Below are 13,471 nucleotides of genomic sequence, written 5' to 3'. Positions count from 1 at the left end.
TGTTATGACCGTTACCCGCAAAGCCTACCGTGCCGCCATCCTGCACAGCATCGCCGACCCGGCCGAGGTGGGCCTGGAGGCTTCCCATGAATACTTCGAGGACGGCCTGCTGGTGGTCGACAATGGCCGCATCACCGCCGTAGGCCACGCCGCCGAACTGTTGCCGACCCTGGACGCCGATATCCCGGTCGAGCACTACCAGGACGCATTGATCACCCCAGGCTTCATCGACACCCATATCCATTTCCCGCAGACCGGCATGATCGGCTCCTACGGCGAACAGTTGCTGGACTGGCTGAATACCTACACCTTCCCCTGCGAAAAGCAGTTCGCCGATAAGGAACACGCCGACCAAGTGGCGAAAATCTTCCTCAAGGAACTGCTGCGCAACGGCACCACCACCGCCCTGGTGTTCGGCAGCGTGCACCCGGAATCGGTCAATGCCCTGTTCGAAGAAGCCGAACGCCTGGACCTGCGCCTGATCGCCGGCAAGGTGATGATGGACCGCAACGCCCCGGATTACCTGACCGACACCGCAGAGTCCGGCTATGCCGAAAGCAAGGCGCTGATCGAGCGCTGGCACGGCAAGGGCCGCCTGCATTATGCAGTCACCCCGCGCTTCGCCCCGACCAGTACGCCTGAACAGCTGGCGCTGGCGGGCCAACTGCTCAAGGAGCACCCGGGCGTGTACATGCACACGCACCTGTCGGAGAACCTCAAGGAAATCGAGTGGGTCAAGTCGCTGTTCCCCGAGCAGAAGGGTTACCTCGACGTCTACGACCACTTCGAGCTGCTGGGCGAACGCTCGGTATTCGCCCATGGCGTGCACCTGTGCGATGACGAATGCCAGCGCCTGGCCGAAACCGGCTCGGCGGTGGCATTCTGCCCCACCTCCAACCTGTTCCTCGGCAGCGGCCTGTTCAACCTGCCCCAGGCCGAGCGCTTCAAGGTCAATGTGGGCCTGGGCACCGACGTTGGCGCCGGCACCAGCTTCTCGCTGCTCAACACCCTGAACGAAGCGTACAAGGTGATGCAACTGCAGGGCGCACGCCTGCACCCGTACAAGTCACTGTACCTGGCCACCCTCGGCGGCGCCCGCGCGCTGCGCCTGGACGACCGCATCGGCAGCCTGCGCCCGGGTAACGATGCCGACTTCGTGGTGCTGGACTACAAGGCCACGCCTTTGCTGGACTACCGCATCCAGCAGTCCAACAGCATCGAGGAAACTCTGTTCGTGCTGACCACCCTCGGCGACGACCGCACCGTGCGTGAAACCTACGCCGCTGGGCGTTGCGTGCACCAGCGCTAAGGTTCTTTTGCCAGGCCCCGGTACAGTGCGCCGCCGATCGCAGCACCAATCAGCGGCGCCACCCAGAACAGCCACAGCTGTTGCAGGGCCCAGCCACCGACGAACAAGGCCGGCCCCGTGCTACGCGCGGGGTTGACCGAGGTATTGGTCACCGGGATCGAGATCAGGTGGATCAGGGTCAAAGCCAAACCGATGGCGATCGGCGCAAAACCCGCCGGCGCCCGGGCGTCGGTAGCGCCCATGATCACCACCAGGAACATCGCCGTCATCACCACTTCACTGACAAAGCCCGCCCCGAGCGTGTAACCGCCAGGCGAGTGGTCGGCGTAGCCGTTCGAAGCCAATCCCGCAGACAGCTCGAAACCTGACTTGCCGCTGGCGATGAGGTAGATCACACCTGCCGCCAGAATGGCGCCGATCACCTGGGCGATCACGTAGGGCAGCAGCTCTTTGGCCGGAAAGCGCCCGCCCACCACCAGCCCGAACGACACGGCGGGGTTGAGGTGACAGCCGGAGATATGGCCGATGGCGAAGGCCATGGTCAGCACGGTGAGGCCGAAGGCGAAGGCGACGCCAAGTACACCGATGCCGATGGGGGAGCTGGCGGCGAGTACCGCACTGCCGCAGCCGCCAAGCACCAGCCAGAAGGTGCCGATCAGCTCGGCCCCCATGCGTTTACCGAGGGACATGCTCATGAGTCCATTCCTCAAGAAGTTGAACGCAACGAATGCGCAAGCCCAACTGCTTGATGAAGGTTTGCTCACAAGAATTTAGCAGACACCAGGCTAATGGCCAGAAATGGCTGGGGGCCGCTTCGCGCCCCATTCGCAGCACAAGGCTGCTCCTACAGGGGTTATGCAATGCCTGTAGGAGCAGCCTTGTGCTGCGAATGGGCTGCAAAGCAGCCCCCTTCAGTCAACCAGGCAAACGATCAACCCTTGACCGATACCTTGGGCTTTTTCAGCAAGTGCGAGAACACCGCATGCAGATCGTCCGAGGCACTCTCCTCGTCCAGGTTCAGCTTGCTGTCGATGTGGTCCATGTGGTGCATCATCAGGCTCACCGCCTGCTCGGCATCGCGCGCCTCGATGGCATCGATCAGCTGCATGTGCTCGTCATACGAGCAATGCGAGCGGTTGCCGCTTTCGTACTGGGCGATGATCAACGAAGTCTGCGACACCAGGCTGCGCTGGAAGCTGACCAGCGGCGCATTGCCCGCAGCCTCGGCCAGCTTGAGGTGGAATTCGCCGGAAAGACGAATGCCGGCACCACGGTCACCACGCGAGAAGCTGTCGCGCTCCTCCCGCACCATCTGCCGCAGCTCGTTGAGCTGCTCCAGGGTAGCGTGCTGCACGGCCAGTTCGGTAATGGCCCGTTCGACCATGCGCCTGGAGAAGAACACCTGACGGGCTTCTTCCACTGTAGGGCTGGCCACCACTGCGCCGCGGTTCGGCCGCAACAGCACCACGCTTTCATGGGCCAGCCGCGACAACGCGCGGCGAATGATGGTGCGGCTGACGCCGAAGATCTCGCCCAGCGCTTCCTCGCTCAACTTGGTACCCGGTGCCAGACGCTGCTCGAGGATTGCCTCGAAAATATGCGCGTAGACGATGTCGTCCTGGGTACCACTGCGGCCAGCCTTGCCGGTACGCGCAGGTTTCTTCAGAGGTTGCAGCTGTTCGTTCATGGGCTCTCGAGGCACGAAGGAAAGTATGGCGCCATTGTACACAGGCTGAGCCGTTTCTGCAGGTGGCCTTTTACCTATATAGCCGTTGTACGACGTATTGCGCACACAAAAGATAAAACATTATTTGCTTTATTTGTACACAAAAGCATAATCCACCGAGCAACTTCTTGACCCATAAGTCAACAAACCGGTCAGACGTCTGCCTTCCCTCGCGGAGCCGCCAAGTGCATTGCGCAGGCCCATGGTTCCAGAACAACAAGAAAGACTTGAGGAGTACTCGCTGTGGAAAGCCGCAAATCCGAAGCCCCTACGCTGGATCTTGCTCCACCGCTCGAAACGAGCTGGCTGGAGCGGATTTTCAAACTCAAGCAACACGGCAGCACCGTCAGAACCGAAATGATCGCCGGCGTGACCACCTTCATCACCATGGCCTACATCATCTTCGTCAACCCCAACATCATGGCCGACGCAGGCATCGACCACGGTGCCGCCTTCGTCGCCACCTGCATCGCCGCCGCGCTGGGCTGCCTGCTGATGGGCCTGTACGCCAACTGGCCGGTGGGCCTGGCGCCGGGCATGGGGCTCAACGCCTTCTTCACCTACACCGTGGTCGGCACCATGGGCTACAACTGGGAAACGGCACTGGGCGCAGTATTCGTCTCGGGCGTGCTGTTCATGTTCCTGACCTTGTCGAAAGTGCGCGAATGGTTGCTCAACAGCATCCCGGTCAGCCTGCGCCATGCCATGGGGGCCGGCGTCGGATTGTTTCTCGGGCTGATCGGCCTGAAGACGGCAGGCATCATCGTCGACAGCCCCGCCACGCTGATCAAGCTGGGCTCGCTGCATGAACCGGGGCCGCTGCTGGCTGCGGTGTGCTTCCTGCTGATCGCCATCCTCAGCTACAAGCGGGTGTTCGGGGCGATCCTGATCAGCATCATCGGTGTCACCCTGGCCGGCTGGGGACTGGGCCTGGTGAAATTCGGCGGGGTGATGTCGATGCCGCCGAGCCTGGCACCGACCTGGATGGCCATGGATGTGGCTGGCGTATTCAACGTCAGCATGATCAGCGTGGTGCTGGCGTTCCTGTTCGTGCACATGTTCGACACCGCCGGCACGCTAATGGGCGTGGCGCAGCGAGCCAACCTGGTGGCACCGGACGGGCGTATCGAGAACTTGTCGAAGGCGCTGAAGGCTGACAGCGCTTCGAGTGTGTTCGGTGCCGTGGTCGGTGTGCCGCCGGTGACCAGTTATGTGGAAAGTGCTGCCGGCGTGGCCGCTGGTGGCCGTACCGGCCTGACGGCGGTGGTGGTCGGCCTGCTGTTCATTGCCGCCATGTTCTTCGCGCCATTGGCCGGAATGATTCCGGCCTATGCCACCGCGGGCGCACTGATCTACGTGGCAATGCTGATGATGGGCAGCATGGCGCATATCCACTGGGACGAAGCTACCGACAGCATTCCGGCGATCGTCACGGTGATCATGATGCCGCTGACTTTCTCGGTCGCTGATGGTATTGCTCTGGGCTTCATCAGCTATGTGGCATTGAAGGCAGGTACCGGCAAGTACAAGGAAATCTCCGCCAGTCTGTGGGTGCTGTGCGCGATTTTCATTGCCAAGTTTGTGTTCCTCTGACCCTTCACTGCATCGACGAAGGGCGCTCAGGCGCCTTTTGTCATTTTCGGCACATTTGCAGCAACCGCATATACCGATGTACTGATATTTTTGTCAGGTGCAAGGTATATCAGAAATGGTTACAAATCAGGGGAATCTCACAAGCGTTATCGCCATAGGCATTACCAATGCTCAACATCGCCCTCCTCCCATCGGCCTATACCGCATACGGCTTCACCGGAGCAGACAAAAGGCGGATTGGTTTCAATGGAGAGTTTCGGGATACGGTTTCCGGATCTTACCCGCTCGGCAACGGCCACAGGTCATTCAGCCCCGTGCTGATGAGGTTCGTGAGTCCCGATGATTACAGCCCATTTCTAGAAGGCGGTTTGAATGCCTATGCATATTGTCTAGGAGACCCGGTAAACCTTATCGACCCCAAGGGAAGCAATGGTTTTTTTAAAGGCGTCGCCAAAACGCTCAAGAATATATTCATCCCAGGCGATGCTCCTATTGAACAGTTCTCCCCCACCCGCCGACGCTTGCACGAACAGGTCGACACGTCTTCGCAATGGGGACGAGCGACAGCGGTCATCAACAAGGCAATGGGTAGTAATAGGGATACCAGTATTCCTGACTGGAAGGCTGATAGGTACATCCTGCGATCACAGAATGCTTCAGCAAGTTTGAGCCCAAACAAGAAAAACAGCTTGAGTGAGCCGACGCTATTTTTCGGTTCCAGTTTCGAGTGGGGCCAGGTGGCCGTACAGGCCTTGCAAGGCAGTAACAATGAACAGGCGGGGGCTGCAGCCGTGGGGCTCAGCTTCAACTTTGCAGGTGGGATCATGGCGGGTGCTGGAGTTCATACGAACTACAAAACAGGCCGGATACTGTCCGCGCCTGCAAATCTACAAACCACCATTCGCCAATAAAAAAAGCCCGCCAGTGTGAGAGCGGGCCAAAGGACCTACGAAGATTCTTCTAGCGACCAACTAGCTTCCACGATAGGTCGAATAGCTGTACGGCGAGATCAGCAGCGGCACGTGGTAGTGCTCCTGCTGCTCGTCGATACCAAAGCGCAGCACGACAACATCCAGAAACGCCTGGGCCGGCAGCTGTACACCGCGAGCGCGGTAGTAGTCACCAGCGCTGAACTGCAGCTGGTAGACGCCGGTACGGTAGTCGTCACCCTGCAGCAGCGGCGCATCGACGCGGCCATCGCTGTTGGTCAGGGCGGTGTTCACCAGCTCAAGCTGCTGGCCTTCGACACGGTACAGCTCGACCTTGATCGAGCTGCCCGGGCAGCCATGCGCGGCATCCAGTACGTGTGTGGTCAAACGTCCCATTGCTTGTCGCCTCTTGTTCAATCTGTGGGCAAAAAATACTCAGCCGTCGCACCAGCATAGCGCCTGCGGCAGGCGGGAATGACGTCATTAAGACATTCCAAGCCAAGATTGTACACAATTTTTTCAACCCATCTGTCGCCCGCAGCGAATCTTGCCCCTGAGCGACCCACCGATCGCAAAGACAGGCCTGGTAACGACACCAACATCATTAGCTGACCAATCAGGCAGGTTTCTTGCACTGGTTTTCAAGGTTGCTGCGAGGCGACAAAAGGGAAGAAATGCGGAAAAACAGGCTTACAAAAGATTTCAGAAGTTGTATACAATCAGCCCATCCGGTGGTGCGACATCCCGACGCGGTCCGCCCACCCCCGCACAAACGCACAAGAAGGAAGACTGCAGTGAGCGCTGACTACCCTCGCGACCTGATCGGTTACGGCAACAACCCTCCTCACCCGCAATGGCCGGGCAACGCTCGCATCGCGCTGTCTTTCGTCCTCAACTACGAGGAAGGTGGCGAACGCAACATCCTGCACGGTGACAAGGAGTCCGAAGCGTTCCTCTCGGAAATGGTCGCCGCCCAGCCACTGCAGGGCGTGCGCAACATGAGCATGGAATCGCTGTACGAGTACGGCAGCCGTGCCGGCGTGTGGCGCCTGCTGAAGCTGTTCAAGGACAGTGGCGTGCCGTTGACCATCTTCGCCGTGGCCATGGCCGCCCAGCGCCACCCCGACGTGATCCGTGCCATGGCCGAGGCCGGTCATGAAATCTGCAGCCACGGTTACCGCTGGATCGACTACCAGTACATGGACGAGGCCCAGGAGCGCGAGCACATGCTCGAAGCCATCCGCATCCTCACCGAAATCACCGGCGAGCGCCCGCTGGGCTGGTACACCGGCCGCACCGGCCCGAACACCCGTCGCCTGGTGATGGAGGAAGGCGGCTTCCTGTATGACAGCGACACCTACGACGACGACCTGCCCTACTGGGAGCCGAACAACCCTACCGGCAAGCCGCACCTGGTGATCCCCTACACCCTCGACACCAACGACATGCGCTTCACCCAGGTACAGGGCTTCAACTGCGGCGAGCAGTTCTTCCAGTACCTGAAGGATGCCTTCGATGTGCTGTACGCCGAGGGCGCCGAAGCACCGAAAATGCTGTCCATCGGCCTGCACTGCCGCCTGGTCGGCCGCCCGGCGCGCCTGGCCGCACTGAAGCGCTTCGTCGATTACGCAAAAAGCCATGACCAGGTCTGGTTCGCCCGTCGCGTGGACATCGCCCGCCACTGGCACGCCACCCACCCGTACAAGAAAGAGAACGCCTGATGACCGCCTTCAAGACCCTCAAGCCATCCGCCCTGGACCGCGACGCCTTCGTCAAGGCCTTCGCCGACATCTACGAGCACTCGCCGTGGGTAGCCGAAAAAGCCTATGACCTGGGTCAACTGGGCGAACTGGACGAGATCGAGGCGCTGCACCAGCGCATGAGCGACATCCTGCTCAGCGCCAACCACGCCGACCAGTTGGCGCTGATCAACGCTCACCCGGACCTGGCCGGCAAGGCCGCCATCCAGGGCGAGCTGACCGAATCGAGCACCAACGAGCAGGCAGGCGCCGGTATTCACCAGTGCACCGCCGAAGAGTTCGCCCGTTTCACCGAACTGAACGACGCCTACAAGGCCAAGTTCCAGTTCCCGTTCATCATGGCGGTAAAAGGCAGCAACCGGCACCAGATCCTCGCCTCCTTCGAAAAACGCATCCACAACGATGCCGATGCCGAATTCAAGGAAGCCCTGGCGCAGATCAACCTGATCGCCCTGTTCCGCCTGCTGCAGCTGTAAAGCCGCCGCAACGCTTGAGCCTTATCCAGAACAACGAACATAGAAGAGATATCCGCATGCGCACCCTGATGATCGAGCCCCTGACCAAAGAAGCCTTCGCCCCCTTCGGAGACGTGATCGAAACCGACGGCAGCGACCACTTCATGATCAACAACGGCTCGACCATGCGCTTCCACAAGCTCGCCACGGTCGAAACCGCCGAGCCCGAAGACAAGGCGATCATCAGCATCTTCCGCGCCGACGCGCTGGACATGCCGCTGACCGTGCGCATGCTGGAACGCCATCCGCTGGGCAGCCAGGCTTTCATCCCGCTGCTCGGCAACCCCTTTCTGATCGTGGTCGCGCCAGTTGGCGATGCACCTGTATCAGGTTTGGTCCGAGCCTTCCGCAGTAATGGCAGGCAGGGCGTTAATTACCATCGCGGCGTCTGGCACCACCCGGTGCTGACGATCGAAAAGCGGGATGACTTCCTGGTGGTTGATCGCAGTGGTTCCGGCAACAACTGCGACGAGCATTACTTCACCGAGGAACAGATGCTGGTCCTCAATCCCCACCAATAAGAAAAGGTCGGTCATTCAAGGGCATTGCCCGAGCGGGTGACCGGCAAGAGGTACATACTGTGGAAGCACACCTTCACGAATGGCTGAACCTGAGCATTCGCTGGGTTCACATGATCACCGGTGTCGCCTGGATCGGTGCATCGTTCTACTTCGTCTGGCTGGAGAACCACCTGAACCGAAGCAACCCGCGCGATGGGTTGTCGGGTGATCTCTGGGCAATTCACGGCGGTGGTATCTACCACCTGGAGAAATACAAGCTCGCCCCCCCGAAAATGCCCGAGAACCTGCACTGGTTCAAATGGGAGGCCTACTTCACCTGGATGTCCGGTATTGCCCTGCTGTGCGTGGTGTTCTACTGGAACCCGACCCTGTACCTGCTGGCCCCTGGCAGCACCTTGAGCGGTGCCGAAGGCGTGGCCATCGGTATCGGCTCGCTGATCGCAGGCTGGTTCATCTACGACTTCCTGTGCGACTCGCCTCTGGGCAAGAAGCCAGCGCTGCTCGGTGCAGTACTGTTCGTGCTGATCATCGCGGCATGCTGGGGCTTCAGCCTGGTGTTCAGCGGCCGTGGTGCGTACCTGCACACCGGCGCGATCATCGGCACCATCATGGTCGGCAACGTGTTCCGCATCATCATGCCGGCCCAGCGCCAGCTGGTTGCGGCGATCGAGAACAACCAGACCCCAGACCCGGTACTGCCGGCCAAGGGCCTGCTGCGCTCGCGCCACAACAACTACTTCACCCTGCCGGTGCTGTTCATCATGATCAGCAACCACTTCCCGAGCACCTACGGTAGCCAGTACAACTGGCTGATCCTGGCCGGTATCGCAGTAGCCGCGGTCCTGATCCGCCACTACTTCAACACCCGCCACGACAGCAACAAGTACGCCTGGACCCTGCCGGTCGGCGCCCTGGCGATGATCTGCCTGGCCTATGTCACCGGTCCGAAACCGATGGCCGTCAGCCCGGAGCAAGCTGCGGCGAAGATCGAATACCAGCCTCTGCCTGCAACTGCGGTTGGTGGCAAGACCGCTGCCGAGCAACGCGCCGAGGACGCCGCCAAGGCTGCCGCAGCGCCTGCCGCGCCGGCCGAAGCCCCTGCCCAGGCCACCGCCCAGGCTGGCGGCGAGAGCTTCGACAAGATCCACAATGTCATCCAGGAACGCTGCACCGTGTGCCACTCGTCCAAGCCGACCAGCCCACTGTTCAGCGCCGCCCCTGCCGGCGTGATGTTCGACACCCCGCAGCAGATCCAGGCCCAGGCCGCGCGCATCCAGGCGCAAGCGGTCGCCAGCCAGATCATGCCGCTGGGCAACATCACCCAGATGACCACCGAAGAGCGCAAGCTCGTTGGTGACTGGATCGCCAAAGGCGCCCCGGTCAACTGAAACACATTTGTCGGGATAACACCGCCCCCTGTGGGAGCGGGTTCACCCGCGAAGAGGCCGGCACTCCCGGCCTCTGTTTCAAGACATATGCAACAAGCAAGCATCGAGCGTTCAGCGTCAGGCGGGAACCCCAGGCTCTCTTCATAGCGAGCCTGCCGCCTGAGGCCGGCGCTTGGATCCGAGAATAAAAACAAAACTCGAGGTGCTGCATGTCCGAGTCACGCAAGGCGTACATCCCTGTTGCGCCGCCGCGCGAGCCCTTGCCCCTGTTCCAACTGATCCTGGTTGGCCTGCAACACGTTCTGCTGATGTACGGCGGCGCGATCGCCGTGCCGTTGATCATCGGCCAGGCCGCCGGGTTGTCCCGTGAAGAAGTCGCTTTCCTGATCAACGCCGACCTGCTGGTCGCTGGCGTCGCCACCATCATCCAGTCCTTCGGTATCGGCCCGGTGGGCATCCGCATGCCGGTAATGATGGGTGCCAGTTTCGCTGCCGTCGGCAGCATGGTGGCCATGGCCGGCATGCCCGGCGTGGGCCTGCAGGGGATCTTCGGCGCGACCATTGCCGCCGGGTTCTTCGGCATGCTGATCGCGCCGTTCATGTCCAAGGTCGTACGCTTCTTCCCACCCCTGGTTACCGGCACGGTGATCACCTCGATTGGCCTGTCGCTGTTCCCGGTGGCAGTCAACTGGGCCGGTGGTGGCCAACAGGCAGATACCTTCGGCTCGCCGATCTACCTGCTTGTGGCCGGCCTGGTGCTGGCGGTAATCCTGCTGATCAACCGCTTCATGCGCGGTTTCTGGGTCAACGTGTCGGTGCTGGTGGGCATGGGCCTGGGCTACATCCTGGCCGGCTCCATCGGCATGGTCGACCTGTCGGGCCTGAACGACGCACCGTGGCTGCAAGTGGTGACCCCACTGCACTTCGGCATGCCGACCTTCAGCCTGGCGCCGATCCTGTCCATGTGCCTGGTGGTGGTGATCATCTTCGTCGAGTCCACCGGCATGTTCCTGGCCCTGGGCAAGGTGACCGATCGTGAAGTTACCCCAGGGATGCTGCGTCGCGGCCTGCTGTGCGATGCCGGTGCGTCGTTCATCGCCGGCTTCTTCAACACCTTCACCCACTCCTCGTTCGCCCAGAACATCGGCCTGGTGCAGATGACCGGGGTGCGCTGCCGCTATGTCACCATCGTGGCCGGTGCACTGCTGATACTGCTCAGCCTGCTGCCCAAGGCGGCCTTCCTGATTGCCTCGATCCCGCCAGCGGTACTGGGCGGCGCGTCCATCGCCATGTTCGGCATGGTCACCGCCACCGGGATCAAGATTCTCCAGGAGGCGGACATCGGCGACCGTCGCAACCAGCTGCTGGTTGCAGTGAGCGTCGGCTTCGGGTTGATCCCCGTGGTACGTCCGGAGTTCTTCGCCCAGATGCCCCAGTGGATGGAGCCCATCACCCACAGTGGCATCGCCATGGCCACGGTCAGTGCCCTGGTGTTGAACGTGCTGTTCAACATCCTTGGTGGTGCCGACCGCGCGGTGCACAACGAAGCCTGTCACCAGCATTGAGCCAGACGGGGCGGCGCATGGCCGCCCCGCATTCACACAGGCAGTAAACGCAACACCGTCGGCCCGCCGGAATGGGCCGCCCGGGGCGCCTGCGCGCCAAATAAACCGCCAACAAAAACAATAAGTCCGGGAATCACAACATGAAGCGCATCACCACGTCCCTGTTGCTGGGCAGCAGCCTGCTGGCCACCCTCCCCTCGCATGCAGGCGAATGGCTGCAATGGCACGGCGAAAGCCTGACCTACCTGTACGGCAAGGACTTCAAGGTCAACCCTGATATCCAGCAGACCATCACGTTCGAGCACGCCAACAAATGGAAGTACGGCGACACCTTCATGTTCGTCGACAAGATCTTCTACAACGGCAAGGCCGACGCCAGCAAAGGCGTCACCACCTACTACGGCGAGTTCAGCCCACGCCTGTCATTCGGCAAGATCTTTGACAAGAAGCTGGCCTTCGGCCCGATCAAGGACGTACTGCTGGCCATGACCTACGAGCGCGGCGAAGGCGACAACGAGGCCTACCTGATCGGCCCTGGTTTCGACCTGAACGTCCCCGGCTTCAACTATTTCACCCTGAATTTCTACGTGCGCAACACCGAGGGCAGCCGCCCGGGTGACAACGTCTGGCAGATCACCCCCGGCTGGTCCTACACCATCCCCGTGGGCAGGTCCGACATTCTGATCGACGGCTACATGGACTGGGTCACCGACAATGACCAGACCCGCCGTGGCACCTACCACGCCAACCTGCACTTCAACCCGCAGGTGAAGTACGACCTGGGCAAAGCGCTGAACCTGGGCGCCAAGCAGCTGTACGTGGGCTTTGAGTACAGCTACTGGAAGGACAAGTACGGCATCGACAGCCGCGGCAATCTGGAAAGCAACCAGAGTGTCGCCAGTGCGCTGATCAAAGTGCACTTCTAGAAAACTGACCAAACGCACAAGTTTGTTCCACTCTGCTCCAGGACGGAGCACTTGAGGCAAGGCGCGCAAGCCAGTAATCTGCGCGCCCCCTCGATCAGGGCAGAACGGATTCTGCCTGCGTTTACTGACCGCTCAGTCAATGAATACGGGCGGTTGGCCAACGTGTTGCCAGCCTGAAAGACCCTTTTCATCCGTTCAGAACGAAGTCGAGCAGGAAGGTTTTGCCAGCCCAGGAAAGTTGGCTCAACCCTTGCCAAACAGCTGTGGCCTATCGAAAAAAGCTGACTCAAAAGACAAAAAGCGCCAATAACGAGCGCTGACAACAGATCAATCAAGGGAGCGACATTCGCAATGCGTACCATCAACAGCCTGATCCTCGCCGGCGGCCTGCTGGCCTGTGGCACCACCTTCGGCGGCGACCTGCTGCAATGGCAGAACAACAGCCTGACCTACCTGTGGGGCAAGAACTTCAAGGTCAACCCGTCGATCCAGCAAACCGTGACCTTCGAGCACGCTGATGGCTGGAAGTACGGCGATAACTTCATCTTTGTCGACAAGATCTTCTACCAGGGCCAGAAAGATGAGGGCAACGGCCCGAACACCTACTACGGCGAAATCAGCCCGCGCCTGTCGTTCGGCAAGATCTTCGACCAGAAGATCGGGTTTGGCCCGGTCAAGGACGTACTGCTGGCGATGACCTACGAGTTCGGTGAAGGTGATACCGAGTCTTACCTGATCGGCCCTGGCTTCGACCTGGACATCCCAGGCTTCGACTACTTCCAGCTGAACTTCTACAACCGCACCACCGACGGCAGCCGCGCCGGCGACAACGTGTGGCAGATCACCCCGGTGTGGTCGTACACCATTCCGGTCGGTTCGTCCGATGTGCTGATCGACGGCTTCATGGACTGGGTGGTGGACAACGACGAGAACCGCCGCGGCACCTACCAGGCCAACCTGCACTTCAACCCGCAGATCAAGTATGACCTGGGCAAGGCCTTGCACCTGGGCGAGAAGCAGCTGTATGTGGGTGTGGAGTACGACTACTGGAAGAACAAGTACGGCATCAAGGATTCCGATGCCTTCACCACCGACCAGAACACCATGAGCTTCCTGCTCAAGGTTCACTTCTGATCTGAGTACAGGGGCCGCCTTGCGGCCCATTCGCGGGTAAACCCGCTCCTACAGGGTCCGCACCGGATTCATGGCAGACGCTATACATGTGGGAGCGGGTTCACC

General features: G+C 60.6%; 13 protein-coding genes. 10 read left to right on the top strand and 3 right to left on the bottom strand.

Annotation, left to right across the window (positions count from 1 at the left end; translation table 11 throughout):
- The first annotated feature begins 4 nt into the window (after positions 1-4).
- The gene (guaD, locus tag WM94_RS09430) at positions 5-1,309 is read left to right on the top strand and encodes a guanine deaminase (protein ID WP_061551046.1); all 1,305 of its coding nucleotides are present in this window, start codon (positions 5-7) and stop codon (positions 1,307-1,309) included.
- Here the strand turns inward: guaD and aqpZ are convergent.
- On the bottom strand, positions 1,306-2,004 hold the full coding sequence (gene aqpZ / locus WM94_RS09425) for an aquaporin Z (protein ID WP_061551045.1): 699 nt from the start codon (positions 2,002-2,004) through the stop codon (positions 1,306-1,308). The genes guaD and aqpZ overlap by 4 nt on opposite strands.
- A 236-nt stretch (positions 2,005-2,240) precedes the next feature.
- A complete protein-coding gene (locus WM94_RS09420; protein ID WP_003259493.1) occupies positions 2,241-2,996 on the bottom strand; it encodes a GntR family transcriptional regulator in 756 nt (251 codons plus the stop codon).
- A 282-nt stretch (positions 2,997-3,278) separates the two neighbouring features.
- Here WM94_RS09420 and WM94_RS09415 point away from each other — a divergent pair, with 282 nt between their 5' ends.
- Both WM94_RS09415 and WM94_RS09410 read left to right on the top strand, forming a co-directional pair.
- Entirely contained in the window at positions 3,279-4,628 is a 1,350-nt protein-coding gene (locus tag WM94_RS09415) for an NCS2 family permease (protein ID WP_013973528.1), read from the top strand.
- 167 nt (positions 4,629-4,795) lie between these two features.
- Positions 4,796-5,539: an RHS repeat-associated core domain-containing protein gene (locus tag WM94_RS09410; RefSeq protein ID WP_061551044.1), complete on the top strand. Its 744-nt coding sequence runs from the start codon at positions 4,796-4,798 to the stop codon at positions 5,537-5,539.
- Positions 5,540-5,599: 60 nt separating this feature from the next.
- On the opposite strand, the gene uraH is transcribed toward WM94_RS09410, so the two are convergent.
- Positions 5,600-5,953, bottom strand: coding sequence for a hydroxyisourate hydrolase (gene uraH, locus WM94_RS09405; protein WP_003259496.1), 354 nt, complete (start codon positions 5,951-5,953; stop codon positions 5,600-5,602).
- A 398-nt stretch (positions 5,954-6,351) separates the two neighbouring features.
- On the opposite strand from uraH, the gene puuE reads away from it, so the two are divergent.
- The 7 genes from puuE to WM94_RS09370 all read left to right on the top strand — a co-directional run bounded on the left by puuE (position 6,352) and on the right by WM94_RS09370 (position 13,366).
- Complete coding sequence (gene puuE / locus WM94_RS09400; RefSeq protein WP_013973531.1) at positions 6,352-7,278, top strand: allantoinase PuuE; 927 nt, start codon at positions 6,352-6,354, stop codon at positions 7,276-7,278.
- The gene (uraD, locus tag WM94_RS09395; protein ID WP_013973532.1) at positions 7,278-7,793 is read left to right on the top strand and encodes a 2-oxo-4-hydroxy-4-carboxy-5-ureidoimidazoline decarboxylase; all 516 of its coding nucleotides are present in this window, start codon (positions 7,278-7,280) and stop codon (positions 7,791-7,793) included. The genes puuE and uraD overlap by 1 nt, the downstream gene beginning before the upstream one ends.
- Positions 7,794-7,849: 56 nt before the next feature.
- Positions 7,850-8,353, top strand: a complete 504-nt coding sequence (locus WM94_RS09390; protein ID WP_003259500.1) for an ureidoglycolate lyase — start codon at positions 7,850-7,852, stop codon at positions 8,351-8,353.
- Between the two features lie 59 nt (positions 8,354-8,412).
- On the top strand, positions 8,413-9,741 hold the full coding sequence (locus tag WM94_RS09385) for a urate hydroxylase PuuD (RefSeq protein ID WP_061551043.1): 1,329 nt from the start codon (positions 8,413-8,415) through the stop codon (positions 9,739-9,741).
- A gap of 209 nt (positions 9,742-9,950) precedes the next feature.
- Positions 9,951-11,306 carry a nucleobase:cation symporter-2 family protein gene (locus tag WM94_RS09380; RefSeq protein ID WP_013973535.1) on the top strand — a complete coding sequence of 452 codons (1,356 nt, stop codon included), beginning with the start codon at positions 9,951-9,953 and terminating at the stop codon, positions 11,304-11,306.
- 140 nt (positions 11,307-11,446) lie between these two features.
- The gene (locus WM94_RS09375) at positions 11,447-12,232 is read left to right on the top strand and encodes an outer membrane protein OmpK (RefSeq protein ID WP_015271165.1); all 786 of its coding nucleotides are present in this window, start codon (positions 11,447-11,449) and stop codon (positions 12,230-12,232) included.
- A 351-nt stretch (positions 12,233-12,583) separates the two neighbouring features.
- A complete protein-coding gene (locus tag WM94_RS09370; RefSeq protein WP_003259506.1) occupies positions 12,584-13,366 on the top strand; it encodes an outer membrane protein OmpK in 783 nt (260 codons plus the stop codon).
- The last annotated feature ends 105 nt before the right edge of the window (positions 13,367-13,471 follow it).

Source organism: Pseudomonas sp. ABFPK, from assembly GCF_001586765.1.
Taxonomy (GTDB): Bacteria; Pseudomonadota; Gammaproteobacteria; order Pseudomonadales; family Pseudomonadaceae; genus Aquipseudomonas; species Aquipseudomonas asiatica.
The sequence above is the reverse complement of the archived record's forward strand: the minus strand, read 5'-3'. Positions and strand labels throughout refer to the sequence as shown.